This window comes from Streptomyces sp. Isolate_45, assembly GCF_024721315.2.
GTDB lineage: Bacteria > Actinomycetota > Actinomycetes > Streptomycetales > Streptomycetaceae > Streptomyces.
The window spans coordinates 1-24,643 of the sequence record NZ_JANFAK020000122.1 but is presented as its reverse complement, the minus strand read 5'-3'; the positions used below and the strand labels follow the sequence as shown (position 1 = coordinate 24,643).

Genomic DNA, 24,643 nt, shown 5'->3' with positions numbered 1-24,643 from the left:
GACGTACTCGGGCTTTCGCCCGGTGCGGCGGGAGCGCGTGCCGGCCGCCACGAGGCAGACGGGAGTTTGACGACAGGTCCTAGGCCGTGCCGTGGGCAGCCCCGCGCCCCGACGGGAACACCCGCCGGGGCGCGGGGCCGTCGGTCTAGCAGTTCCCGCGGGCCGGGCGGCCCGCGAAGCGGTCCGCGAGCCAGTTACCGGCCTCCGGGGAATGGGTGATCACGCCGCTGACGTGCTCGCCGAGCCAGATCGTGTCGAAGTCGACGTTCGCTCCCCTCGCGCACCACTCCGAGCGCAGCCGGCTACCGACCCCGTACGGGATCAACTCGTCCGCGAGCGCGTGGTACTGGTGCACCGGCGCGGCCGGCGCGGTGCCGCCGAGCCGGCTCTGACCCAGGCGGGCCCGCCAGTCCGGCTGCTCCAGCGGGTTGCGGGTGGTCAGGTCGGAGATCCGCTTGAAGGAACCGGCGATCGCGTCGACGGCGACGCAGTGCTCCTTCATCCCGGCCACCAGGGCCTTGCCCGCCGGGTTCAGGTAGGAGTCCAGCCTCAGTTCGGGGAAGGCCGCGTCCTGCCCGGCCGCCGCCATGAAGATCAGCCCTGAGCCGTAGGAGCCGTTGTTGAAGTCGGCCACCCTCAGCAGGTCCGCCGGGACGCCGCCGGTCGCCGTGCCCTTCACCTTCAGCTCGGGCGCGTACGAACCATGCAGCTCGGCGGCCCAACCGGCGGCCTGGCCGCCCTGCGAGTAGCCCATGATGCCGACCGGGGTGTCCGGACCGAGCCCGGCGGCGGGGAGGCGGGTGGCGGCGCGCGCCGCGTCGAGGACGGCGTGGCCCGCCGACGGGCCGACGGTGTAGGTGTGCACGCCCGGGGTGCCGAGGCCCTCGTAGTCGGTGACGACCACGGCCCAACCGCGCAGGGTCAGCTGCTGGATGAGGTTGGCCTCCATGGAGGTGCCGTACGGCAGGTTGTTGCTCGGCGCGCAGGAGTCGCCCATGCCGACCGTGCCGACGGCGTAGGTGACCAGCGGGCGCGGCCCGCCGCGGCCGTCCTGCGGGACGATGACGGTGCCGGAGACGACGTTGGGGGCGCCGTCGGCGGTGGTCGAGCGGTAGTGCACCTTCCACGCCTTGGTGTTCGTGGGCTGCCCGGGCAGCGGGTGGAAGGCGGAGGGCGCGCTGGAGACGAGGTCGCCGGGGGCGCCGGAGGCGGCGGCGGGGGTGTCGGCGGTGGCGGTGGCGGTGGCGGGGATCCAGGCGGACATGGCCATGGCGGCCACGACGGCGAGGGCGGTCCTGCGGAATCGCATGGGGCGGCTCTCCCAACGGTCCGTACGGGGTGGGTGAGGAGAAGGTAGTGACCGACCGGTCGGGATGTCGCTGACCGCGCAGCTCACCTTTCCTGACCCGGAGTCCCACCCTCCCCGACACCCGCCCCGCTGCCGTGCAGCGCCGCGCCGACGCCGCGCCCCTTCGCGGGACGCGGCGCGGGCCCGTCCCTACAGGTGGGGCAGGACGAAGTCGTAGCCCGCCATGCCGTGGGCGCCCCCGGCCGGGCAGCGCCCGTTGGTGGGGTAACCGTAGAAATAGAGGCCTTGACTTCCGCTCCTCTCTCTAAAGGGAGGGGATTCCTACCACGGTCGGCTGACCGTCTCGGTGGGTTCCTGCTTCTTCGCGCTGTGCCGGGACAAGGCCCGGTCTTACCCGCGCTCGACAGGCTGATACCGCCAGTCCGGCGGCCTTGGCGACGTTGACCGCCGCATTGATGTCCCGATCCAGCCACGCGGTGCACGCCTGGCACTGCCAGACACGGACACTCAGAGGCTTGGGGCCGTCCTTGACGCCGCACTGCGAGCACACCTGAGAGGTCGGCTCGAAGCGTCCGATGCGTACGAGGGTGCGCCCGTACCGGGCGGCCTTGTACTCCAGCATCGTCACGAACGCCGACCATCCGGCGTCGTGTACGGACTTGGCCAGACATGTGCGGGCGAGTCCCTTGACCGTCAGTTCTTCCACCGCGACCGCTTGGTTCTCGCGGATCAGCTTGGTGGAGAGCTGGTGGTGGAACTCGCGCCGCGCGTCGGCGACCTGCGCGTGAGCGCGGGCGACCTTGATGCGGGCCTTGGTCCTGTTACTGGAGCCTTTGGCCTTGCGGGACAGACGGCGCTGTTCCCGCTTGAGCTTCTTCTCGGCCCGGCGCAGGAAGCGGGGACTGTCGATCTTCGTTCCGTCGGAGAGGATCGCGAAGTGCGTCAGACCCAGGTCGATGCCGACCTGGCCGGCTGTCTCGGGCAGCGTCTCGTCCGTACCGGTTTCGACCACGAACGATGCGAAGTACCTTCCGGCCGCGTCCTTGACCACGGTCACCGTGGATGGGATGGACGGCAGCGTGCGGGACCACTTCACCCGCACATCGCCGATCTTCGGCAACGACAGATCGCCGCCAGTGGTGATCTTCCATCGGGCGTTCGCGGTGAACCGGACGGCCTGCCGGTTGTCCTTGAGGGACTTGAACCGGGGCGCGCCCATGCGCGGGCGCTTCCCCTTGAGGCTGTCGAAGAAGTTCCGGTAGGCGGTGTCCAGATCCCGAAGGGACTGCTGAAGCACGACCGCCGAGACTTCGCCGAGCCAGGCCCGTTCGTCGGTCTTCTTCGCGGCCGTGACCAGCTTCGACAGCTTGGCCGACGTAACGAACGGCAGCCCTGCCATGCGGGCGGTCTCACGAGCGCGGAGCGCATCGTTGTAGACCACCCGCGAGCACCCGAACGCCCTGGCCAACGCTGAGCGCTGAGGACCGTTCGGATACATCCGGAAGGAGTACCTGAGCTGCATTTCGAGCAGCGTACTGCGGTTGATCCATGACTGAGTATCAGAACATTCGCACTGGTCGGCACTGCACTTCCGCCCTCCACGCCCACTTGGTTTTCGTGACGAAGTATCGGCACAAGGTATTCACCGACGCCCACCTCAAGCGGATGGAGGAGATCATGCGCGCCGTGTGCGCCGACCTCGAGACCGAGCAGGTCGAGTTCAACGACGCGCCGGTTCCCCCGCGCCCCCGGCGCGTGGACCCGCCTCAGCCCCCGGATGCGATCCGGTACGCCCCCGGTGTCGTGCCCGTCCAGCGGCGGAACGCGCGGTGGAACGCGGTGTCCTCGGAGAAGCCCAACCGGGCGGCGAGTTCCGCGATCGGCTCCCCGCTCTCGGCCAGCCCCGCGATGGCCGCGTCCCGCCGGACGTGGTCCTTGAGCTGCTGGAAGGAGGTCCCCTCCTGCCGGAGCCGGCGCCGCAGCGTCGCCGGGGACATCGCGAGGCGGGCCGCCACCTCCCCGAGCTCGGGCAGCCGCGGCGAGGTCCGCAGCCGCCGCGTCAGGGTCCGGCGCACCTGCTCCGCGACCGTGGTCCCGTACGCGGGGCGGGAGAGCAGGTCGAAGGGGGCCCGGCGGAGCATCGCGTCCAGCGCGGCCTCGTCCCGCACCAGCGGCGCGGTCAGCCAGTGCGCGCCGAACACCGCCTCGGTGCGCCGCGCGCCGAAGCGGACCGGGCAGTCGAAGAGCAGCGCGTACTCGTCCGCGTGGGGCGGCGCCGGATAGTTGAAGGTCGCCGAGGACAGCGGGATGCGCCGCCCGATCAGCCAGCTCGCCAGCCGGTGCCAGATGGCCAGCACGCACTCGGTGAGGAACCGCTCCTCGTCCCGATCGAAGTCGTTGCCGACGGCGAACCGGGCCTCTCCGCCCTCCGCGTCGACGTGGAGCTCCAGCTCCGGGCCGCCCGGGAACAGCCCGTAGAAGGCCGCCCCGCGCTCCACGGCCGCCCCGAGATCCCGGCAGCCCAGCGAGGCGTGACACATCATCGCGAAGGTGCCCGGCCGGCTCGGGACCGCGGACAGGCCGAGGAACTCGTCCTGCGTGATCCGGTACAGCGCCCGGAACAGTCGGGCGAACTGCGCGGGCGTGATCCGCGCCCGGTCGTCGCCCAGCAACAGGGGCGGGATCTGCGCCTCCTGGAGCAGCGGCAGCAGATCGAAGCCGGCGCTCCGCGCCCCCGCGAGCACGGCACGCACATGGTGCACGGTGACCGTCCGCCTCCCCATGGCTCCGACGGTAGCCGCAATGAGCGCTGGGGTCAGCGGTGGTGACGCGTCCGGTCATGCCGGAGTCGGCCCGCCGGTGCCTAGGGTCTGTCGTCGGGGGTCACCTATTCCGGGAGGGCACGCGATGGACGGTCGGCCGGGCACGCTGGCGGAGTTCACCCAGTGGACCGAGGAGAGGTACGGCCCCGGGACGGCCCTGCGTTTTCGCGCGGGGCCGGGCGGCCGGCGGACCAGGACCTACAGCGAACTGGCCGCGTCCGTAAGGGAAGTCGGGCGGGCCCTGATCGGCCCGGACCTGGCCGTCGTCGCGGGCGAGCGGGTGGCCGTCCTCGCGGAGACCGGACCCCGGTGGACGTACACGCACTTCGGGGTGCTGGCCGCCGGAGCGGTCCTCGTCCCCGTGTACCCGACGGCGGGGGAGGAGGAGCTGGCCTGGGTGCTGTCCGACTCCGAGGCCGTCGTGGTCGTCTGCGACGACGCGGCGCGGGCCGCCCGGGTGGAGGCCCTGCGGCCGAAGCTGCCCGCGCTGCGGGCCGTCGTACGGATGGACGCCCTGGCCGGACGGGTCCCGGCCCCGGAGGCGGCGCTGCGGGCGCGGGCCGCCGCCGTGACCCCCGACGACGACGCCTCGATCGTCTACACCTCGGGCACCACGGGCCTGCCCAAGGGCTGCCGACTCACCCACGGCAACCTCGGGGCGGTGCAGGACGGGACGCTGCCCCTGGTCCGGGGCGGGCCGGGGGACTCCACGTACCTCTACCTGCCGCTGGCGCACCTGCTGGCGCAGCTGATCCAGTTCACGACCCTGCTCCAGGGCGGCGAACTCTGCTACTTCGGCGGCCGGGTCGAGGACGTCGTCGCCGAGCTGGCGCAGGCGCGGCCCACCCACCTGCCTTCCGTGCCGCGGCTGTTCGAGAAGGTCCACTCCGTGGTCCTGGCCCTGGCCGAGGGGCAGGAGGGCGGCCGGGAACGCTTCGAGGAGGCCGTCCGGATCGGCGTCCTGGCCGCGCGGGGCCGGCTCCCCGAGGAGCTGCGGGCCGCGCACGAGGCCGCCGAGGAGTCGCTGTACTCCCCGGTCCGGGCAGCCTTCGGCGGCCGCCTGAAGTGGGCGCTGACCGGCGGCGCCCCCATCGCCCCCGACACGCTGGACTTCCTGCGCGCCTGCGGCATACGGGTCTTCGAGGGCTACGGGATGACCGAGTCCGGCGGGGTGATCAGCCTCAACCACCCCGAGGCCGTCCGGTACGGCACGGTCGGCCGCCCCGTCGCGGGCTGCGAGGTCCGGATCGCCGCGGACGGGGAGATCCTGGCCCGCGGCCCGATGGTCTTCCCCGGCTACCACGCGAACGCCGCCGCCACCGCGCGGACCCTCGACGCCGACGGCTGGCTGCACACCGGCGACCTGGGCGAGCTCGACGCCGACGGGTTCCTGTCCGTCACCGGCCGCAAGAAGGAACTCGTCATCACCTCGGCGGGCAAGAACATCACTCCGACCGAGGTGGAGTTCGCCGTCCGGGCGGCCTCCCGGTACGTCTCACGGGTCGTCCTGATCGGCGACCGGCGGCCCCACCCGGTGGCCCTGATCACCCTGGACGCCGAGGAGGTCGCCGCCTGGGCGGCCCGGCGCTCCCTCGACCCCGGCGCCCACCCGGCCACCCACCCGGAGGTGCGCGCCCTGGTCGCGGAGGCGGTCGCCGCCGCCAACGCCACGGTCTCCCGCCCGGCCCGCATCCGCGCCTTCCACATCCTGGACGAGGACTTCTCCGTCGACGCCGGCACCCTCACCCCGACCCTCAAGCTGCGCCGCGCCGCGGTCGCCGAGCGGTACGCGGCGCAGATCGAAGCGCTGTACGGGGGCTGAGGCGGGGCCGTAGGTGATCGGGCCGTCGGTGATCGGGCCGGGGCGGGGAGGGGCCGGCGGCGCTCAGGCCAGGGCCCGGCCCAGGCGGTCCAGGCCCTCCGCGATCTCGGCGGGGGCGTGCGTGGTGAAGGACAGCCCGAGCGTGCGCGGGTCCGGGGTGCCGGTGAAGAAGGGGGCGCCGGGCACGTACGGCACGTCGTGCGCGACGGCCGACTTCAGCAGGGCCGTCGCGTCGTGGGGTGCAGACGGCACCTACTTGTTCACCGGGTGAACGCCGCACGCCCCCTCCCCAACTGACGTCCCATCAGATACACCGGTGTCATGACCGCAGACGAGCGAGCAGCAGACCGGGACGAGCGGGGCGAGCGGGACGACGCCGTGGGCGAGGACGTCGGCGGTGTCCGCGAGTCCCACGACTCCCGTGAGCCCCACGACTCCCACGACTCCCGCGACACCCGCGACACCCGCGCGGACGACTACGCCGCGCTCGCGGCCGTCGGCCCGTACGGCGTCCGCCCCGGCCACGCGCTGATCACCATGGTGGAACCGCACCCGGGCCACGAGTTCGCGTACAACCGCTGGTACGAGGACGACCACTACTACGCCGGTGCGATGGCCATGCCCTGGATGTACGCCGGCCGCCGCTGGGTGGCGACCCGCGAGCTCCAGGAGCTGCGCTACCCGGAGAAGTCGGCGGTGGCCCAGCCCGTGACCGCCGGGTGCTACATATCGACGTACTGGGTGACCCAGGGCCGCTACGACGAGCACATGAAGTGGACCGTCGGCATCAACAAGCGGCTGAACCGCGACGGCCGCGTCTACCGCGACCGCACCCACGTCTTCACGGCCTTCCAGGACCACGCGGCCACGGTCTACCGCGACGGCGCGGCCGGCCCCCGGGACTTCCACGCCCTCGACCACCCGTACGCCGGGCTGGTGGTCCAGGTCGTCGACGCCGAGGGCCCCGAACAGCGGGCGGAGCTGCTGGAGTGGCTGCGCTCCCGGGCCCTGCCCAAGAGGTTGAACGGTTCTCCCGCGGCGATGGTGACCGTCTTCCGGCCGACGCCGCTGCCCGGCGACCGGATGACCTACGTCAAGCAGGTCGAGGGGGTCGACACCCGACTGACCCTGCTGTGGTTCCTGGAGGCCGACCCGCGGGCCTGCTGGGACCACTTCCGCGGGCTGGACGCGGAGGTCGCCGAATCGGGGCTGGGGCGGGTGGAGCTGGTGGCGCCGTTCGTTCCCACGGTGCCGGGGACGGACCGGTACGTCGACGAACTCCGGTAGCCGTTCCGGTCGACGTTCCGCTTCGGATTCCGGTCCGCGTTCAGGTCGGCGTCCGGTCCGGGTTCCGGTCGGGGTCACCGAGCGGAGTTCGGGCCGGCCGGGCCGGCGGGCGGGGTGCCGCCCGGTGCCCGGTCGCCGCGCCCCGGGTGCGGACACGGCCGAGCCCCCTCGGCCAGGACGGCGGGCCGGTCGAGAGGGCTCCGATCAGTGGTGCGCGTACAACAGTCGAGGTGGATGGCTTGATGTTCAGGCGAGGCGCCCCGACCGGCCCTCGATGACGTCGGTGACGAAGGAGGTCCAGGAACCCGGCGCGAAGGTGAGGGACGGACCGTCCTGCACCTTCGAGTCACGGACCGAGATGGATGCCACCACGGGGGACTTGACCTCGACGCAGGCGCCGTTTCCGCCGGAGTACGAGGACTTGGTCCAGTTTTCCGTGGCGCCCTGACGAATAGCCATTTTTCTCTCCGGTTCAGCGAGTAGTTCCGGTTTCGTGCCGGCCGGTTTCCCGACCGACGTGATCGACGCTACCCGCACCTCCCGATGGGTGAAGGAGGCATTCACTCGACCGGGTGGCATATTCCATTCAGGCCTTCTGTGGCTGGGGATGGACGGTGTACCGTACCCGGCCCTTCGTCATTCCCAGCCACTTCCGCCACACCGGCCCCACTCGTTACGGGGCTTTGACCGCGTAGTGCTCGATGATCTCGCCGATGAACTGCCGGGTCTGCTCGACGTTGAGCGCCTGGGCGCGCAGGTGCTCGTACATCACGCTGTACTTCTGGACGTCGTTGGCCTTCTCCAGGTACAGGTCGCTCGTCACGCCCTCGATGTAGACGACGGTCGAGTCCGACGCGTCGGGGAACTCCAGGATCGCGTACTGGCCGTTGACACCGGGGTGCGCGCCCATCGAGAAGGGCATCACCTGCACCGTGATGTACGGCTGCTCGGACTGCTCTATCAAGTACTCCAGCTGCCGCACCATCAGTTGGGGATCACCCACGTGCCGGCGCAGCGCGGCCTCGTCGATCACCGCCCACAACCGCAGCGGACCGACATCCGGATTGTTGTTGTCCGTCTCCGAGAGCCGCTTCTGGCGGTGCATCCGCACCTGGACGCGCTTCTCCACGTCGGCGGGCGCCGTCTCCGGCAGGGCGCCGCGGATCAGGGCCTGGGCGTACTCGGGCGTCTGGAGCAGCCCGGGAACCATTTGCGGCTCGTAGGTGCGCAGGCTGGCCGCGTCCGTCTCCAGGCCGATGTACACGCTGTACGGGATGTCGCCGAAGGCGTGCCACCAGCCCTGCTGACGCGAGTCCTTCGCCATCTGCATGAGCGAGTCGACGAGGCGCGGGTCCTCGACCTCGTACACCTCGCACAGGTCGCGGACGTCGCGCTGGCTGATGGACCTGCGACCGTTCTCCAGCCGGCTGATCTTCGACTGGGAGACGAGGAGGCGCTCGGCGACCTGTTCGGCCGTCATGCCCTTGTCCTCGCGGAGCTTGCGCAACTCCATGCCCAGTCGGCGGCGTCGGACGGTGGGATTGACATTGGACGCCACGGGTCGGCCCCTCTCTCTGTGTGTCTGCTGTTCAGCAGACTGCCACCGAAGGGCGCGATGCCGCTGGGGAACGGCAGGGAAATGCGAACGCGCGGGGTGGCGGGACCGGTGGGCCGGTCCCGCCACCCCGCGCTCCGGCGACCTGCGGACCGGGTCTTGGGGACTTCCGGTCGAGGCGCCGACAAAGCGGTGGAGCGGTGTGCAGTAGGTCCCGCGGCGGTATCCAGGGGTGTCGCGGGTCCTACGGTCGTGCCTGCCGTGCTTGCCGTGCCGGCTGCTGCCGTCCTTCGGTGCGCGGCCTCGCGGTGCGCGGTCCGTCGGTGCCGACCCGTCAGTGCGCGGCCACGCGGGCCATCGCACCCGTCCGGCGCGGCTGCAGCGGCACGCCGCCGCTCGCCGTGGGCCGGGCGGCCGGCGGAGCCGGAGCACGGTCACGGCGCGGCTGGGCGGCCACACCGTTCTGGACGTCCATCACGGCGTGCGCCACGAGACCGCCCATCGGGTCGTGCCGGATCAGGTCCCGCAGTCGGGACCTGGACGACCGACCCTCGTTGCCGGGGTACAGGTGCTTGCCGAGTCCGACCGCGTGGGCCAGGGCGGCGAGCGCCGCGGTCCGCGGGTCCGGGGGTACCCCGGTGCGGATCGCACTGTCCAGCCGGGCACGGATCTCCCGGCTGATCGTCGTGTCGGTCGCCTGGTAGCGAGTCGTCGGCAACACCCCGCACATCTGGCCCGCGACGGCATGGACCATGCCGCAACGCTCCAAGTGGGCGAGGTAAATCTGGCGGAGCCCCAGCCGGGGTCCGCCTATCCAGTGGACCGCCCGTACCGGGCTGCCGCGCCTGCGCAGCAGTTCCAGTGCGGAGTCCAGAGTCGGATCTCCTGTCGGCCGTGGCATCACCACGGCGATACGATCCCCGTCAGGGGCTATCCGTCCTGCCAGAGCCAGCTCCACTAGCTGTGCCCCGGCCAGGCCGAGGTCGAGCGACTGCGGCTGCGCCGTGGTTCCCGTGGTCGGGTCCAAAGCGAGCAGCAGAAGCTCCTCCGGAATTGTTCTGCGGCTCCTGCCCATCCATGCCTCCCCGCGTGGATGAGTGACAGGGTGACGCCTCTCACATTCATCTGTCGAGAGCGCGTGGCCGCTTTGTGGGGGAACCCGTAGCTATGTCGTTCTCGTCTCGCACGGGGGCGATGCCCCCTAGACGGGACACTGTTAGACGGTTCGGACAGCGACCGGACGGCGATCGAGGAGGAACGGTGGCGGGCGAGTCCCCCGACAAGTCGGTAGATGAAGGAGCGTCGGGGGCGGCGGAGTCCTCGTCCGCGGAGCGGGATCCGAGGATGTCGGTGTTCCAGCCGCGCGACCCCCTGAAGGAGGCCGTGGCGGCCTGGGTGGCGACGGCCGAGCCGGCCGCGTCCACCGGGAAGGCGGACGCCGACGCGGGTGCCGACGCGGGCACCGACGGGTCCACCGGCAAGGGCGCGGACAAGGGCGCGGGCACCGGCGGGGACGCCGGTGCGGGTGCCGATGAGACCCAGGCGTTCGAGGCCGTCCCGGACGCGCAGCCGTCCCCCGGACGGGTGGACTCCCCGGCGGGCCCATCGAAGCTCGCCGGCCTCGTACGGCAGTCCGCACCCGCGGACGCGGACCAGAAGTCGCAATCCGCTTCGGCGGACGGGGTCGATGCGGCGGACGCGGCGGACGCGGCGGGCGCGGCGACCGGGGGGGACAAGCCCGGGGTGACGGCGTTCGGCGTGCGTGGGCCCGGCTCCGCCTCTGGGGCCGACGCTGGTTCCGCTTCGGGTGCCGGCGGCGCTTCCGGTGGTGCTTCCGGGGCCGAGCGGGACGCGGTCGAGAAGTCGGCGCGGGACCCGCGGGCCGCGGAGAAGCCCGAGACCACGGCCTTCGGCGTCGTGAAGTCCGGCCCCGCGAAGAGTGACGCGCGGGCCGACGAAAGTGAGCGCACGGCGGTCTTCCGGGCGCCGAAGCTGGATTCCGCTTCGGGTGGTGCGGCGGCCGCTGCGAACAAGCCCGAGGTGACCGCGTTCGGGGTCGTCAAGTCCGGTTCCGGTTCCGGTGCAGCTTCCGGTTCCGGTTCCGGTTCCGATTTCGGTTCCGGTTCCGAGTCCGGTGTCGACCGGGACGGCGCGGGGCGGTCGGGGCGGGATGCCCGGACCACGGCGTTCGGGGTGCTCAAGCCCGCTGAGAAGGCGGGGAAGCAGGACGCGTCTCCGGACGCCGAGTCGGACGTCGCACCCGCTGGTGCGACGAAGAAGGCTCAGGCCGATGCCGCGCCGAAGGCCGAGCCGGGCGTCGCGTCGGTAGCCGAGCCGGACGCCGCGTCCGCCGCGGCCGACAGTGAGCGGACCGCGGTCTTCCGTGCGGTGCGGCGGGACTCGGCGCCTTCCGCCGCCCCGGTCAAGCCGACCCCGACCGCGGACGCGCCCGAGAAGCCCGTCCGAGGCACGGCCCCGGCCGAGGACACGAAGGACACCGCGGCGTCCGAGGACGCCCGGGAGTCGGAGGACGCCCGGGACTCCAAGGCTTCCAAGGACTCCAAGGACTCCAAGGGTGGTGCCGCCGACAGCGAGCGGACCGCCGTCTTCCGTGCGGTTAAGGCGGACTCCGCGCCTCCCGCTCCCGGGAAGACCCCGCCCGTCGCGCCCGACAGCGAGCGCACCGCCGTCTTCCGCGCGGTGCGGCCGGGCACGACGCCTCCCACCGCCCCCGGCAAGTCCGCCCCGACCGCCGACGCGCCGAAGAAGCCGACCGGGGGCGCCGCCCCGGCCACGGACGGCAAGGGCGCCGAGGGCGCTGCCACCGGGGGAGCCACGGACGCCGAGCGCGCCGGGCGCCCCACGGGCGGCAACGCCGCCGGCGGTGCCGGCGGCACCAGGGAGGGCAACGCCGCCAAGGGCGCCAAGGGCACCAAGGGTGACGACCAGGACGGCGCCGGCTCCGACAACGAGCGCACCGCCGTCTTCCGGGCCGTGAAGCCGGGCGGCGCTCCGCCGGCTCCGGCCGGTGGCACGCCCAAGGCGGCGGGCGACCGTGCGTCCAGCACCTTCGTCCCGCTGCGCGGCGACCTCCCGGCCCCGCCGAAGCCGACCCCGGTGGCCGGACCCCCGGCCCCGCCGAAGCCGGCACCCGCGTACCCGGCCGCGCCCAAGCCGCCCGCCCCGGCAGCCCCGGCGACCGCGCCCCCGGCGGCGAACCGGCTCGACCCCAGTGAGCGCACCACGCAGCAGCCGCTGCCGCCCCGGCCGCCGCTCGACATGCTGGCGGACCTGACGAACAACCCGCCCCCGCCGCCGAGCCCCCTGCGCACCGCGGTCCGGCGGTTCAAGATCTACGCCCCGATCGTGCTGCTGCTGGCCGTCGTGCTCGCCGTCGTGCAGTTGGTGCGTCCGCTGCCCGCTCCGAAGCTCGCGATGACCGCGAAGAGCTCGTACACCTTCCCCGGCGGGAAGCCCGACCTGCCCTGGCCCACCGAGGGGCAGGCCTCCATGGCCGCCGCCGGTCTCGGCACGATCGGCTCCTCCGGTGAGCAGAAGCCGGTGCCGATCGCGAGCGTCACGAAGTCGATGACGGCGTACATCATCCTGCGCGACCACCCCTTCAAGAAGGGTGAGAAGGGCGCGATGATCGACGTCGACAAGATCGCCGAGACCGAGGGTCAGAAGGACAAGTCGGACAACGAGTCGACCCTCAACACGGTCAAGGAGGGCGACAAGATCTCGACGTACGACGCGGTCGCCGCCCTCATGATCCCGTCGGCCAACAACATCGCGCGGCTCCTCGCGCGCTGGGACGCCGGTTCCCAGGAGGCGTTCGTCAAGAAGATGAACGACACCGCCAAGGAACTCGGCATGACCAACACCACGTACACGGACCCGTCGGGTCTGGACGCGACCACGGTCAGCACCGCCGAGGACCAGGTCAAGCTCGGCCTGAAGATCGTCGAGATCCCCGCCCTGGTGGACATCACCAGCAAGCCCAGCTGGGTCGACCCGTCCGGCAAGACCTGGTCGAACTGGAACCGCCTCGTCCCGTACAACGAATCCCTCGGGATCAAGACCGGTACGACGACCAAGGCCGGCGGAAACCTGCTCTTCGCCGCCCAGAAGAAGGTCGGCGGCACCAACCAGCTGATCGTCGGCGCGGTCCTCGGGCAGCACAAGCCGCCGATCATCGACAGCGTCATCGCGGCGAGCCGGACGCTGCTCATCGCCACCCAGAAGTCCCTGGAAGGCGCGCCCGTCGTCAAGAAGGGCGACGTCGTCGGGTACGTCGACGACGGCCTCGGCGGCCGGACCCCGGTCGTCGCGACGGCCGACGTCCAGGCGGTCGGTTGGCCCTCGCTGACCGTGGACATCAAGCTGGGCGACGGGGGCACGAAGCTCCCCGGGACGGCCAAGGCCGGAACGGAGGTCGGCGTGCTGACCGTGGGCGAGGGTGCCAGTCAGGTGAAGGTGCCCGTGGCGCTCAAGACCGAGCTGGCCACGCCGGGCATCGGCAGCAAGCTCGTCCGCGTCGGCTGACCGCAGCGGCGCCGGACCGGCGCCCCGGGCAACCCCGGGGCGCCGCGGCGCGTCCAGGTAACCGGGACGGGCGCCCACATGCGCGTGTCGGGGAGAGAGTGTCATCGGTGACCACCGCTGAGCAGCACCAGAAGTCCGGGCAGCCCCGGCCCTCCGGGTCGTCGGGCCGCCCCGGCGAGCCCGCGGCCGGGTCGGGCACGCCGGGCGGGTCGGCGCCGGGCCCCTCGGGTTCGGGCCCCTCGGGTTCGGGGGACCAGCTGTCGGCCCCTGCCGGGCCCGACGGCATAGTGGCAGGTGCGCTCGCCCGGGCGCACCGGCACCCCGTGGCCGTCGCCACCGCGCTCGCCGCCGTGCTGCACGTCGTCTGGTTCTTCACCTTCGCCAACAGTGGCGGCGACCTCGCCGCGCAGGACGCGTGGGCCGAGTTCGTCGGCCGCCATCCCGACACCGCGTACAACCTGGCCTGGTACGGGGGCATGCACCCGGTCTCGTACAGCGTGGTGTCCCCGTACGTCATGCACATGATCGGCGTCCGGACGACGATGATGATCGCCGGGACCTGCTCGGCAGGACTCCTCGCGCTGATCCTCACCCGCTGCCGCGGCGCCGTCCGGCGCCCGCTGTGGCCCGCCCTGGCCGGGGTCTACGGGTTGCTGTGCAACGCGCTCTCCGGCCGGGTCACCTTCGGTCTCGGCGTGCTGTTCGCGCTGGGGGCCGTCGCCGCCGTCTTCTGCTGGCCCCGCAAGTGGGCGCGGCGGCGCTGGGCCAAGGCCGCCGTCGCCGCGCCGCTCGCCGCACTGGCCACCGCGGCCAGCCCGGTCGCCGGCCTGTTCCTCGGCGTGATCGCCGCCGCGCTGTTCCTCAGCGGCCGGCGGCCGGGCGCGTACGCCCTCGGGCTGGCCCCGGTGGCCGTCGTCGGGCTGTCCGCGTGGCTGTTCCCCTTCTCCGGGACGCAGCCCATGAAGATCGGCTCGGCCTGGCTGCCCTTCGTGTTCGCTCTGGCCATCGTCTTCCTCGTGCCCGAGCGGTGGAAGACGGTCCGGATCGCCTCGGCCGTCTACGCCCTCGGCGTGTTCCTGACCTGGGCGATCGACTCCCAGGTCGGCTCGAACGTCACCCGCCTGGTCATGCTCTTCGGCGGCGCGGTGTTCCTCGCCGCCCTCCCGTACGCCGCACCGCGCTCCCGGCGCCGGCGCGCGCTGCTGCTCGCCTTCGCGGGGCTCACCGTCTGGATCACCACCAACAGCGTCACCGACATCGTCCGCACCACGCCCGTGGCCGCCTGGAACCGCGAGCTGGCCCCCCTGATCGCCCAGCTGCAGAAGGCCCACGCCGACCGCGGCCGGGTCGAGGTGGTCCCCGCCAGCAGCCACCGCGAATCCTCGGCGTTCCCCTCGTACGTCAACCTCGCGCGCGGCTGGAACCGGCAGGCCGACCTCGAACGCAACCCGCTCTTCTACGACGACACCCTCACCGCCGAGAGCTACCGGGCCTGGCTGGAGCGCTGGGCCGTGCACTACGTGGTCCTGCCCGCCGACAAACCCGACTCGGGTGGCAAGGACGAGGCGAAGCTCCTGCGCGGGGGCCTCCCGTACCTCCGCGAGGTCTGGGGCGACGCGAACTGGAAGCTCTTCGAGGTCCAGGACCCGGCAAGCCTGGTGGGCGGCCCCGCGAAGGTCGTCCGCGCGGGCGCGGACCAGATGGTCATCGACGTCGAGAAGCCCGGACGGGTCCTGGTCCGCATCCCCCACTCGCCGTGGCTGGGCCTGGTGGACGCCACGGGCAAGCCGGTCCTGCCCCCGCAGGAGACGTTCGCCTCCCGTGCCCGCGGCGCGTCCGCCGTGCCGAAGGAGTACGCGAACACCGCCGGCTGCCTCTTCAAAGCGGCCCCGGACGCCCTCGGCGACGTGTGGACGGAACTGCTGGTCCCGGCCCCCGGCCAGTACCGGGTATCGGCGAAGTACCAGATCCCGCGCGGCACGCCCTGCCCCGAGTCACTGATCCAGGCCACCCTGGGCACGCCGGAACGCCCGGCGGTGCCGCCGCGGCCCTGAGTCGTCATCGTCATTCTTGCTGCAAGCGATTTCTTTACGCGCTGTTCCGGGTGCATTGGTCCGCATATCTGCATACGATCCGAGTAGTCCGATTGGGTGCTTCCCGAGGGAGTTGACGACGGGATGAGCAAAGAGCAGAAGCAGGACGCCCAGGCCGTACTGGCGAAGGTGACGGAACAGCTCCAGCTGCCCCGCACGGCCGCCGGCCACGGCTTCGACGGTCCGGTCCGGAGCAAGGTGAAGGGCGGGGCACACACCAAGGCTGCCCTCAAGCGCGCCGGCACTCCCCAGGGCGACAGGATCGGCGAACGCAGCAGAGGCCTCAGCTGACGCGGCGTCCCCCGACCCCCCATCCCGCAGGGCCCTCCCCCACCCGGGAGGGCCCTTCCCACACCCGCGGGCACCGGCGACCGCCCAGGACTCCCCGCCCGCCACTGCTGCGAGAGGTGCTTACGGCCGCAGTTCCACCGGTGTTGATGTCAGCGATGGCTGTCACGCGTTGCCTTGGGACCGCTCCAGGCCGTCCATCACGGCGTTGTGGAAGGCGAGCTCGGCGGATCGGCAAGGCGCGCTGAAGAACAAGCTCTGGGCCTCGGCGAGCCCACATCCGACGACCTGCATGGTGACCATGACGGCGTCCACTCCGTCGCAGCCGTTTTCCTTCAGGAACTCCTGTAGGTCTCCGCCGTCGTGACTCTCCGCCCAGACAGCTCGCGCTGTCACCGCGAACTCGGCCGTCCGGGCCTTTCGTGCCGCGTCCAAATCCCTGCCCCCTCGATCTCGCACAGCGCGACGGGAACGACGATGTCCGCCGTTTCCACGGGCCGGCCTTGGTCGGTGTAGCGGGTCCGCCGGATGTGGCTCGGCAGAGCGGCTTCCTGGATCCCCAGGAACGACGTCTCCCCGGCTGTCGCCTGCCGTGGCTCCGGCTGTTCGACGGCGTGGCTGACGGTGACGCCGATCGCTGACCGGCAAACCTGCCCGGTGTTCCCCCTGCTTCCCCGCTCGATCGGGCACGTGCGGGGCACGGGACAGGGCGCTCGCCGAGCGACGTCTACAGCTTGTCGTCCCGCTCCAGGATCAGGCTGATCGAGCCCTCTTCAAGATCGATGCCGCCATCAAGATGCTCGTGGTAGCCGACCCGGAGCTCGGAATCAGCCAGTCCGAGAAGTCGCTCGGCAAGGTCCCGCAGCCCGATCGCGTTGGCCGCGATCGTGATTTCCGCGGCTGAGCCGTACACCTTGATCCGAGGTTCATCCATGGCGTCACGCTACAGCCGCGCCTCCAGATATGACTCCGGCGGGGGCGCTCCGACTCCGCGTGAGGCCGCCTTGGCGGCGGAAACGCCCTTGATGAAGTAGGGAAACCCTTACCCGCGCCCTCCAGCTCGGAGCGCGAAGGGCTCGTAGGTCATGGCTCGGTTCACGATCTTCTCAGCGCTCGGTTCGGGCTCCGGTGGTCGGACACCGACCTCGACGACAAGGTGCTCCACGTCCGCAACCGTACCCAGCGGCGGCGTTGCGTCCTCTACGACGGGGACCCGCAGAACCGTCGGCGTCGGGATGTCAAAGGGCACCTACCGAAATCGGTAGGTGCCCTTTCCCCTGGTGCCCCCGGCAGGATTCGAACCTGCGACACCCGCTTTAGGAGAGCGGTGCTCTATCCCCTGAGCTACGAAGGCATCTTGCGCGGTGCGAAGCCAGGGCTGCGCACCGGCGCCAGTGTAGCGGGTGGGGGCACCGGTCGCTGTCGGATTCGAGGTGAGGTGATCTTGGGGGGAGAGCGGTGAGGTCCGGCGGGGGTCGTGCCCGGTGTCGCGCAGGGCGTACCGACGCCGGTTGCGCGGGGGTGGTCGGGCGGTGCGGGGGCGGGCTCGTGCGCGGTCGTGCCCGGTGGGCTCGTACGGGGGAACCCGGGCGGTGACTGTACGTCAAGATCCGCTTTCTGGTAGTTCTTTCAGCGGGGTACGGGCGCAGGCCCGGGGCGGTGTTTCGGCGACGCCGCAGGGAGGACGCACATGAGCACCACCACTCGGGACGAAGTCCTTGCGGTCGAGCAGCATGCCGTGGACCACGCGTACGACTGCTACACCGCGCGACTGGCCGAGATGAGCGGCACGTCGGCGGCCAACGCCTCGGCGAGCGGCAAGGACGGGATCGCCAACCGGATCGAGGCGGAGGCGCGTGCCGCCGCTTACGGTGGCCTCGGCGACGAGGCCCTGGTCTTCGCCCGTGTCGACGCACCGGAGGAACCCGGCACGGAGCCCCGCCCCTGGTACATCGGACGTCGAGCCGTGTGGGACGTCTCGCACGAGCCGGTGGTCCTGCTGTGGACGAGCCCCTTGGCGAAGAAGTGGACGGAGCTACGGACCGATGACCCCGGTGAGGTGACGCTGCGGCGCCAACTCCGCTGCGTCCAGCGTGTGGTCGAGGGCTACTTCGACGACATCGCCGCTCAGCCGGCAGCCGTCGCCCCGACATCCACGCCCACGACCGCACCCACGACCGCACCCACGCCCACCACCTCCACCGCCCCCACCCCCGCCCCCGTCCCGGAACCTCGGACGAGCCCCGACGACAGCGCCGCGCCGACCTCGGACGAGAACGCGGACCCGGTGGCGCCAGGGCCGCGGGCGCCGTCCCCGAGCCCGGGGGACGTCGCCGCCCGGCAGCGCCGAAGGACCGTCCAGCCGGACGACTTCCTGCTGCGCGAGCTCCAGCGGTCGCGCAGCGGCCGCATGCGGGACATCGTCGAGACCATCCGCCGCGACCAGATGGACCTGGTCACCGGCGCTCCCTCGGACATCCTCGTCGTGCAGGGCGGTCCGGGCACGGGCAAGTCCGCGGTCGGACTCCACCGAGTGACCTGGCTCGTCAACAACGATCACTTCAAGGCGCAGGACATCCTGGTGATCGGTCCGCACCAACGGTTCCTCGACTACGTCGGCCAGGTCCTCCCCACGCTCGGTACCCGGGACGTCAACGCCGTCCAGCTGAACCGTCTGTGGGACGGCGAGATCCTCGGCACCGACTCCCCGCAGGCCCGGCTCGTCAAGTCCGACGAGCGCATGGCGGCCGTCCTGCGGCGCCGCGTCGAGAACGACTACCGGCCCGAAGTCCTCGACGACCTCGTCGTCGCGCCCTCCTTCGAGGGCGACGAGCCCGCGATCGTCGTCACCGCCGGCAGCACGACCCTGCGCGTTCCGCGGTCCGAGGTACGGGCCCTCCTGGACCAGGCGCAACGGGGCGAGGGCCCGTACCGGGAGCGCCGTGACCGCTTCCGCGGCCTGCTCGTCGACCGTCTCCTGCAGGAGCTGTCCGGCATAGCGCCACGGCGCGGGCAGGCCGGGACGATCCGCCGCGACCTGGAGCGCAACCGCAGGGTCGAGCGCCTCGTCGAACGCGTCTGGCCGTCCCCCGGTGCGAGGGAGGCCCTGCGCGGTCTCTACGACTCGCCCGACCTCCTGCACGCGTGCGCCGACGGCATTCTCGACGAGGGCGAACAGGCGGCCCTGCTGCGTGCCCGTGCCGCCAGCGCCGACGCCGATCCGTGGACCCTCGACGATCACGTCTGCCTGGAGGAGCTCAGGGTCCTCATCAGCGGGGAGGTCCCGAGGCGCTACGGGCACATCGTCGCCGACGAGGCGCAGGACCTCACGCCCATGCAGGCCCGCGCGCTGCGGCGGCGCTGCGCCGTCAACGGTTCCATGACCGTCCTGGGCGACCTCGCGCAGGCGACGGGACCCCACATTCCGGAGGGCTGGGACAGCCTGGGCACGCTCCTGTCCGACGACGGCGACTGGCGCGTGGCCGAGCTCAACACCAGCTATCGCGTTCCCGCCGAGATCATGGACTTCGTCGCTCCCCTCGCCCGGACGATCGCACCGACCCTGCCCTACCCGCGGGCCGTGCGCGAGGCCGGTGAGGACGCGGTTCGGGCGGTGGCGACGGAGCCGTGGAAACTCCTCGACGACACCGTCACCCAGGTGACCCGCCTCGTGGGGAGCAGCGACGGGAACACCCTCCGCTCCGTCGCGGTCATCGTCCCCGACGACTCGGACTGGCTCGACGCGATCAGCCGCAGGATCGACCAGCACGAGGACATCGGCCCTCAGCACCGCGGCGCCGTATCCGTCCTGGCCGCCACCCACGCGAAGGGCATGGAGTACGACCACGTCCTGGTCGTCGAGCCCGCCACCATCGCCGACCGCGGACCTGCGGGCCTGCGGCAGCTGTACGTGGCCCTGACCCGCAGCACCCAGAGCCTGACCATCCTGCACACCGCTCCGCTGCCGGCCGTGCTCGCGGGCCCCGGGACCGACCCCGGAACGCCCACGACCACGCCCACGTCCCCGACCCCGCCCACGGCAGAGGCGCAAGCGGAAGGGGAAGCGGAAGCGGAGGGGGAGGCGGAGCCGCCGGCCGTCGCGGAACGGCTCCCCCGGATCGGAACCGACCTGAGGGTCGAGGTCGTGGACCAGGCCCCCGGCGGTCGTTTCAAGGTCAAACCCGTCTCCGCCGGGATCGGCCGCCCCCTCGTCCTCGCCGTCCGCCACGGCTCGGTTCCTCCGCGCCGGGGCGAGAAGCTGGACTGCTGGGTGTTCGCGAACGAGTCGAACCAGACCGTCCTCACCTCCGACCAGCGGGGTCGGTCGCCCGTCTCGCCCCGGATGGCGGGCCGCTACATCGCGGCATTAAACGTGCTCGGCGAGCTGACCGGCGGCGACGAGGACGTGCCCGACGCCCGCGGCAGGCTCTCCGAGTTGCAGGGCATGGCCAACCGCGTCCTGCGCAGGGACCAGGCCGACTGGGTCGACGTCCTCAACCTGTTCGGCGCTCCGGACCGGGAAAGGCTGGGCGTCCTGCGGGACCTGGCCGCGACGGCGAACCGTGCCCTCAAGGAGGGCACCTTGGACGCGGGCCGTCTCCGGGAAGCCCTGACGGCTTCGGGCTGGACGGAGACCCTGGCCGAAGCACGACGGGTGCTCCGGGGCCGCTTCGCCCCCGGGACGGGGACGGACACCGACGAAGCGCGCCCCGCCGCCCCGGAGCAGCAGCCCGAGCAGGCGGCTCCCCAACAGGCAGAGCAGGCGGTTCCCCAACAGCCCGAGCAGAAGGACGAAGAGCAGATGACCCTCGCGGAAAGCACCATCGCGCCGGCTCCGGCCACGAAGGAAGGCTTCCTGCGCGCGCTGGAGGCGTCGGCCGCCGCCGACCGGACGTGCAGGAAGCACGAGTCGGTCCGCCACGCCCTGAAGTCGTCCCTGTACTGGGCCGACCTCCAGCCCGCCGACTCGCCGGTCGTCGACGTCAGCTGCGTCACCGCGCACGGCCTGTTCCTCTACGAGGCGCTGGGCTCGGGCCTGTCCACCTACGCGGACCTCCGCTCGGGAGCGACCCGCCTGCTGGAGATCAACCACACCCTGCCCACCCGGGCCGACGGCCTCTACCTGGTGCTGTCCGAGCCGCCCGCCGAGGAGTGGTCGGCGGACACCGTCCGGGACGTCTTCAACGTCCACGTCATCTGGTGGAGCCCCGAAGGATGGGGCGGACAGGACACGGACATCGCGCTCGGCTCGGCGCGGCCCTGACCGTCAGAAGCGGACGGACGCGGCGACCGGGAGGTGGTCGCTCGCGGTCGGCGGGAGGGTCCAGGCGGAGACCGGGGAGAGGCCCCGTACGAGGATCTGGTCGATCCGGGCCACCGGGAAACGCGCCGGCCAACTGAAGCCCAGGCCGGTGCCGGCCTCCTCCTGCACGGAGCGGAAGCGGGACATCAGCGGGGTCAGGGCGGTGTCCGCGGTGGTGCCGTTGAGGTCGCCCATCAGGAGGACGCGGGCGGCGGGGTCGGCGCGCAGGGCGGCGTCGAGGTCGCGGGCGGCGGCGTTGCGGCGCTCGGTGGCGAAGCCGCCGGGGCGCAGCCGGACGGAGGCCAGGTGGGCGACGTACACCGTGACGGGCCCCCTCGGGGTGTCGGCGGTGGCGCGCAGGGCCCGGGTCCACGGCATGATCGGGACGGCCCCGGTGTCGCGCAGGGGGAAGGTGCTCCAGAGCCCCACGGTGCCCTCCACCACGTGGTACGGGTGCGTCGCGGCCAGCGCCCGCTCGTAGGTCCGCGTGGCGGGCTGCGTCAGTTCCTCCAGGGCGATCAGTTGCGCCCCGGACGCGGCGACGGCCCGGGCGGCGCCGGCCGGGTCGGGGTTGGCGTCGTCCACGTTGTGGGCGGCGACGGTCAGTTCGGCGGGGCCACCCGTGCCCCGGTCGGTCAGCAGGGCCGGGCCGTGCAGCCCCGTCCAGGCGAGCGCGGGCAGCAGGACGGCGATCAGGGCCGGGCGCGAGCGGCGCAGCAAGGCGCCCGCGAACAGGAGCGGGACCAGCAGGCCGGTCCAGGGGAGGAACGTCTGGACGAGGCTGCCGAGGTTGCCGGTGGCGGGGCCGTTGGGGATCAGGGAGTTCAGGAGCATCAGCAGGGCGGTCAGGACGCAGAGCCCGGCGAGGACCTTGCCCCGGCCGGCGACGTTCCACCTGCCCCCGGGGCCGGTCGTCACGGTGCGCACCGCGCCGGGCCGGGCAGGCCGGTGCGCCCGCGTCGGACGGCGGGGCCGGGCCGGCGACGGGTGGGCGGGGTCGGTGGGGGTGTCGGGTTCATGCCCACGAAGACGTCCCAAACCGGCCGGGGGTTCGCCCCCGCCCGCCCGGACTGCCCCGCCCGGCCCCGCCACCCCGCGGAACGCCCCCGTGGAAGGACGGCCGTCCCGGTGCGCCTCCTCTACGAATACGAAGCCCCCCGACGGGCCGTCACGGCCTCACACCCCCATCGGGGTGTGCAGTTCCACGACCAGCTCCACTTCCACGGGCGCGTCGAGCGGCAGCACCGTCACCCCGACCGCGCTCCGGGCGTGGATGCCCGCGTCGCCGAAGGCGGTGCCCAGCAGCTCGCTCGCGCCGTTCACGACACCGGGCTGGCCGGTGAACGAGGGGTCGCTCGCGACGAAGCCCACCACCTTCACCACCCGCTTCACCGCGGACAGGTCCCCGGCGACCGACGCCACGGCGGCGAGCGCGTTGAGCGCGCACTGCCGGGCCAGGTCCTTCCCCTGTTCCGGGGTCACCCCGGCACCCACCTTGCCGGTCAGCGGCAGGGCCCCGTCCACCATCGGCAGCTGGCCGGAGGTGTACACGTAGTGCCCGTTCAGTACGGCCGGTACGTACACGGCGACCGGCTCCGGGGCGGGCGGCAGGGTCAGCCCGGCCGCGGCCAGACGTTCTTCGGGGGTCGCGGGGGTCACGGTCACGACGGGCTCCTCCGGGGGAAGTGGACGATGGGTTCGACCATGCCCGGCTCCCGCGCGGAAAGCCGCCGAAAGGCCTCCTCCACCCGGGTGAAGGGGAATTCGTGGGTGGTCATCACGGTCGGATCCAGCAGCCCGTCGCCGATCGGTTCGAGCGTCCGAGCCGTCCGCTCGCCGGCCGCGGCGCTGTCCGCCGCCCCGCTCACCGCGGCCTCCGCCCCGCCCCCGGCCTCCCCACCCCCCGGCCTTCCCGCCCCCGTGCCCCCGCGAGGGGGCCGGAGGTCCGGACCTGCCGGGCCGAGTGGCCCCGGCCGGCCCGGGAGCGGGGGCGGGAGCCGTCAGGGTCGGGTGATCCGCACCTGGTAGCTGCCGTTGCGCAGTTCGCCCACCACCGAGACGCTGATGCCGGACTTGTCGTCGGTGAAGGTCTCGCCGGGCACGAAGGGCGCGTCCGACAGTTCGGCGTGCACGTTGGGCCGCCTGGTGCAGCCACCGCTGTCGGCGGCGCTGTCCCGTACGGTGACCGGCCCGCGCCCGGTGTCCACGTCCGAGTCCACCTTGTAGATGAGCACGCCGGGCTTGCACACTGCCTCGTCGTTCCCGGCGCGCGTCCGCACCTCCACCGCGTACCCGGCGCTCTCCGACAGCGGGACGAAGGCCAGCTTCGTGCCGCCCTCCACGGCCAGCGGCGACAGGACGTGATCGCTGACCCCCGACTTCGAGGCGCAGCTGATCTGCTCCTCGTCCAGCCACCCCAGCTTCCACTTGTGCCAGCCGAGCAGGTCGTTGTTGGCGCCCCAGTCCTCGCTCATGATGTCCCAGTGCCCGACCGTGCCGCCGCCGTCGGCGGTGTACAGGTCGGGCAGTCCGAAGACGTGTCCGTTCTCGTGGGGGAGCACCCGGTAGCCGGTCTCCCGGTAGGAGCCCGAGCCGTCGTCCTGCCGGCTGTAGACGAACGACGTGTTCGCGAGCGGCACGCCGTCGGCCACCGGTGCCTCGGCGTTGCCCGAGAAGGTCACGGACAGGACGGTGTCCAGGGCCGACGGGCCGGCGTTCGGTGTGACCAGGACGTTGACCAGGTCGTATTTGCCGAAGTCGACCTCGCTGTCGGCGACCTTCGCGATGTGCTCGACGAGTTGCCGGTAGCCGGGCTCGTACGGGGACCCGCGCCCGATCCCGTACTGGGCGAACGGCATCGGCATCCGCAGCCACTCCCTTATCGGTGCCTCGGCCCGGTAGGTGAGGCGGCCGTAGGAGCTGGTCCGGAACCAGTCGGAGGTCTGGGGGAAGAACTCCGACATGCGGTCCATCGCCGTGCCCTCGCCCTTGGCGTCGGGGAAGTCGATCATCAGGTTCAGTGCGCGCACCTCGCCGGTCGACCGCGAGTACCCGGGCGGCGTCGGCAGGCCCTCGGACATCTGCACGCCCATGGTCCCGGTGATCCGGCAGGGGGCCAGCAGGGATTCGGCGCTGGTGGCCACCGGACCTGCCGCCGAGTTCCCGCGTCCCGATATGCCCGTGCTCGCGGTCGCGGTGATGCCGAGTGCCAGCGCGGTCAGGCCGATGTACGCGCAGGTGCGGCAGTGTCTGCGTATCCGGCGGCGGGTCTGCGGCATGGAGATCGCCTTCGGGTCCGCGGCAGCCGGCCGGGTCCGGACTGCGCTCTGTCCGCTCACCCTCCTTCGACCGCGGCGCGCCCGCGCGTCGGGAGCGTCCAAACGGGACCGGACCACCCAACCACCCTGTGAGGCAGGTCACACTCGCGAGTGAAATAACCGGGGACTCGATCCCCGTTTGCACCTACGTCCCGCGAAACGGGGACCTGCTCCCCGCTTCGAAACATCGCGGACACCCAAGCCCGTACAGGAAGGCCCCGGAATGACGACCCCGACCCGCACCCGCGCGGCCGCCCCCGCGGCGGCGGTGGCCCTCGCCCCCGCGCCGGCGGCCCCCACCGC

Annotated in this window: 18 protein-coding genes, 1 tRNA gene and 3 pseudogenes; 7 read left to right on the top strand and 15 right to left on the bottom strand. The window is 72.3% G+C overall.

All coding sequences use genetic code 11. The features are described from left to right. Positions 1–145: 145 nt before the first annotated feature. Positions 146–1,309 carry a lipase family protein gene (locus tag NOD94_RS30250; protein WP_281209334.1) on the bottom strand — a complete coding sequence of 388 codons (1,164 nt, stop codon included), beginning with the start codon at positions 1,307–1,309 and terminating at the stop codon, positions 146–148. A 304-nt stretch (positions 1,310–1,613) separates the two neighbouring features. Then, the gene (locus tag NOD94_RS30245; protein ID WP_281209333.1) at positions 1,614–2,831 is read right to left on the bottom strand and encodes an RNA-guided endonuclease TnpB family protein; all 1,218 of its coding nucleotides are present in this window, start codon (positions 2,829–2,831) and stop codon (positions 1,614–1,616) included. A 26-nt stretch (positions 2,832–2,857) separates the two neighbouring features. Between NOD94_RS30245 and NOD94_RS30240 the strand changes: the two are divergent. Then, a pseudogene (locus tag NOD94_RS30240) lies at positions 2,858–3,034 on the top strand (transposase); the annotation flags it as partial. Positions 3,035–3,075: 41 nt separating this feature from the next. On the opposite strand, the gene NOD94_RS30235 reads toward NOD94_RS30240, so the two are convergent. Further along, on the bottom strand, positions 3,076–4,092 hold the full coding sequence (locus NOD94_RS30235; protein WP_281209332.1) for an AraC family transcriptional regulator: 1,017 nt from the start codon (positions 4,090–4,092) through the stop codon (positions 3,076–3,078). A gap of 124 nt (positions 4,093–4,216) precedes the next feature. Here NOD94_RS30235 and NOD94_RS30230 point away from each other — a divergent pair, with 124 nt between their 5' ends. Beyond that, a complete protein-coding gene (locus NOD94_RS30230) occupies positions 4,217–5,953 on the top strand; it encodes a long-chain fatty acid--CoA ligase (RefSeq protein ID WP_281209331.1) in 1,737 nt (578 codons plus the stop codon). Between the two features lie 63 nt (positions 5,954–6,016). Here the strand turns inward: NOD94_RS30230 and NOD94_RS30225 are convergent. Then, positions 6,017–6,190 (bottom strand): annotated as a pseudogene (locus tag NOD94_RS30225) (PLP-dependent aminotransferase family protein); the annotation flags it as partial. 84 nt (positions 6,191–6,274) lie between these two features. Here NOD94_RS30225 and NOD94_RS30220 point away from each other — a divergent pair. Beyond that, a complete protein-coding gene (locus NOD94_RS30220; RefSeq protein ID WP_281209330.1) occupies positions 6,275–7,240 on the top strand; it encodes a hypothetical protein in 966 nt (321 codons plus the stop codon). 246 nt (positions 7,241–7,486) lie between these two features. On the opposite strand, the gene NOD94_RS30215 is transcribed toward NOD94_RS30220, so the two are convergent. The 3 genes from NOD94_RS30215 to NOD94_RS30205 form a co-directional block, all read right to left on the bottom strand. Then, the gene (locus tag NOD94_RS30215; RefSeq protein WP_281209329.1) at positions 7,487–7,699 is read right to left on the bottom strand and encodes a DUF397 domain-containing protein; all 213 of its coding nucleotides are present in this window, start codon (positions 7,697–7,699) and stop codon (positions 7,487–7,489) included. A 214-nt stretch (positions 7,700–7,913) separates the two neighbouring features. Then, a complete protein-coding gene (locus NOD94_RS30210) occupies positions 7,914–8,798 on the bottom strand; it encodes a helix-turn-helix transcriptional regulator (protein WP_281209328.1) in 885 nt (294 codons plus the stop codon). Positions 8,799–9,129: 331 nt separating this feature from the next. Further along, entirely contained in the window at positions 9,130–9,870 is a 741-nt protein-coding gene (locus NOD94_RS30205) for a GPP34 family phosphoprotein (protein ID WP_281209327.1), read from the bottom strand. Positions 9,871–10,139: 269 nt separating this feature from the next. On the opposite strand from NOD94_RS30205, the gene NOD94_RS30200 reads away from it, so the two are divergent. From NOD94_RS30200 to NOD94_RS30190, 3 genes are all read left to right on the top strand, one after another. Next, on the top strand, positions 10,140–13,340 hold the full coding sequence (locus NOD94_RS30200; RefSeq protein WP_281209326.1) for a hypothetical protein: 3,201 nt from the start codon (positions 10,140–10,142) through the stop codon (positions 13,338–13,340). A 287-nt stretch (positions 13,341–13,627) separates the two neighbouring features. Then, positions 13,628–15,394: an MFS transporter gene (locus NOD94_RS30195; protein WP_281209336.1), complete on the top strand. Its 1,767-nt coding sequence runs from the start codon at positions 13,628–13,630 to the stop codon at positions 15,392–15,394. 123 nt (positions 15,395–15,517) lie between these two features. Next, entirely contained in the window at positions 15,518–15,724 is a 207-nt protein-coding gene (locus NOD94_RS30190) for a hypothetical protein (protein WP_281209325.1), read from the top strand. 162 nt (positions 15,725–15,886) lie between these two features. Here NOD94_RS30190 and NOD94_RS30185 read toward each other — a convergent pair whose 3' ends face one another. From NOD94_RS30185 to NOD94_RS30170, 4 genes and pseudogenes are all read right to left on the bottom strand, one after another. Further along, complete coding sequence (locus NOD94_RS30185) at positions 15,887–16,156, bottom strand: hypothetical protein (RefSeq protein WP_281209337.1); 270 nt, start codon at positions 16,154–16,156, stop codon at positions 15,887–15,889. Further along, positions 16,114–16,377 (bottom strand): annotated as a pseudogene (locus NOD94_RS30180) (UTRA domain-containing protein); the annotation flags it as partial. The pseudogene NOD94_RS30180 and the gene NOD94_RS30185, both read right to left, overlap by 43 nt. 71 nt (positions 16,378–16,448) lie before the next feature. Then, positions 16,449–16,655: a hypothetical protein gene (locus NOD94_RS30175; RefSeq protein ID WP_281209324.1), complete on the bottom strand. Its 207-nt coding sequence runs from the start codon at positions 16,653–16,655 to the stop codon at positions 16,449–16,451. Between the two features lie 344 nt (positions 16,656–16,999). Next, positions 17,000–17,075: transfer RNA gene (locus tag NOD94_RS30170), tRNA-Arg, on the bottom strand. Between the two features lie 336 nt (positions 17,076–17,411). On the opposite strand from NOD94_RS30170, the gene NOD94_RS30165 reads away from it, so the two are divergent. Then, complete coding sequence (locus NOD94_RS30165) at positions 17,412–20,984, top strand: ATP-binding domain-containing protein (protein WP_281209323.1); 3,573 nt, start codon at positions 17,412–17,414, stop codon at positions 20,982–20,984. A 3-nt stretch (positions 20,985–20,987) separates the two neighbouring features. Here NOD94_RS30165 and NOD94_RS30160 read toward each other — a convergent pair whose 3' ends face one another. The 4 genes from NOD94_RS30160 to NOD94_RS30145 all read right to left on the bottom strand — a co-directional run bounded on the left by NOD94_RS30160 (position 20,988) and on the right by NOD94_RS30145 (position 24,301). Further along, positions 20,988–21,950, bottom strand: coding sequence for an endonuclease/exonuclease/phosphatase family protein (locus tag NOD94_RS30160; RefSeq protein WP_281209322.1), 963 nt, complete (start codon positions 21,948–21,950; stop codon positions 20,988–20,990). A gap of 249 nt (positions 21,951–22,199) precedes the next feature. Then, positions 22,200–22,682 carry a RidA family protein gene (locus tag NOD94_RS30155; RefSeq protein ID WP_281209335.1) on the bottom strand — a complete coding sequence of 161 codons (483 nt, stop codon included), beginning with the start codon at positions 22,680–22,682 and terminating at the stop codon, positions 22,200–22,202. A gap of 2 nt (positions 22,683–22,684) precedes the next feature. Then, the gene (locus NOD94_RS30150; RefSeq protein WP_281209321.1) at positions 22,685–22,891 is read right to left on the bottom strand and encodes a hypothetical protein; all 207 of its coding nucleotides are present in this window, start codon (positions 22,889–22,891) and stop codon (positions 22,685–22,687) included. Between the two features lie 132 nt (positions 22,892–23,023). Beyond that, on the bottom strand, positions 23,024–24,301 hold the full coding sequence (locus NOD94_RS30145; RefSeq protein ID WP_281209320.1) for a M6 family metalloprotease domain-containing protein: 1,278 nt from the start codon (positions 24,299–24,301) through the stop codon (positions 23,024–23,026). Positions 24,302–24,643: the final 342 nt, after the last annotated feature.

Coding starts and splice junctions, on each gene's coding strand:
- NOD94_RS30250 (WP_281209334.1), bottom strand. CDS start 1,309: ATGCGATTCCGCAGGACCGCCCTCGCCGTCGTGGCCGCCATGGCCATG.
- NOD94_RS30245 (WP_281209333.1), bottom strand. CDS start 2,831: ATGCAGCTCAGGTACTCCTTCCGGATGTATCCGAACGGTCCTCAGCGC.
- NOD94_RS30235 (WP_281209332.1), bottom strand. CDS start 4,092: ATGGGGAGGCGGACGGTCACCGTGCACCATGTGCGTGCCGTGCTCGCG.
- NOD94_RS30230 (WP_281209331.1), top strand. CDS start 4,217: ATGGACGGTCGGCCGGGCACGCTGGCGGAGTTCACCCAGTGGACCGAG.
- NOD94_RS30220 (WP_281209330.1), top strand. CDS start 6,275: ATGACCGCAGACGAGCGAGCAGCAGACCGGGACGAGCGGGGCGAGCGG.
- NOD94_RS30215 (WP_281209329.1), bottom strand. CDS start 7,699: ATGGCTATTCGTCAGGGCGCCACGGAAAACTGGACCAAGTCCTCGTAC.
- NOD94_RS30205 (WP_281209327.1), bottom strand. CDS start 9,870: ATGGGCAGGAGCCGCAGAACAATTCCGGAGGAGCTTCTGCTGCTCGCT.
- NOD94_RS30200 (WP_281209326.1), top strand. CDS start 10,140: ATGTCGGTGTTCCAGCCGCGCGACCCCCTGAAGGAGGCCGTGGCGGCC.
- NOD94_RS30190 (WP_281209325.1), top strand. CDS start 15,518: ATGAGCAAAGAGCAGAAGCAGGACGCCCAGGCCGTACTGGCGAAGGTG.
- NOD94_RS30175 (WP_281209324.1), bottom strand. CDS start 16,655: ATGGATGAACCTCGGATCAAGGTGTACGGCTCAGCCGCGGAAATCACG.
- NOD94_RS30165 (WP_281209323.1), top strand. CDS start 17,412: ATGAGCACCACCACTCGGGACGAAGTCCTTGCGGTCGAGCAGCATGCC.
- NOD94_RS30145 (WP_281209320.1), bottom strand. CDS start 24,301: ATGCCGCAGACCCGCCGCCGGATACGCAGACACTGCCGCACCTGCGCG.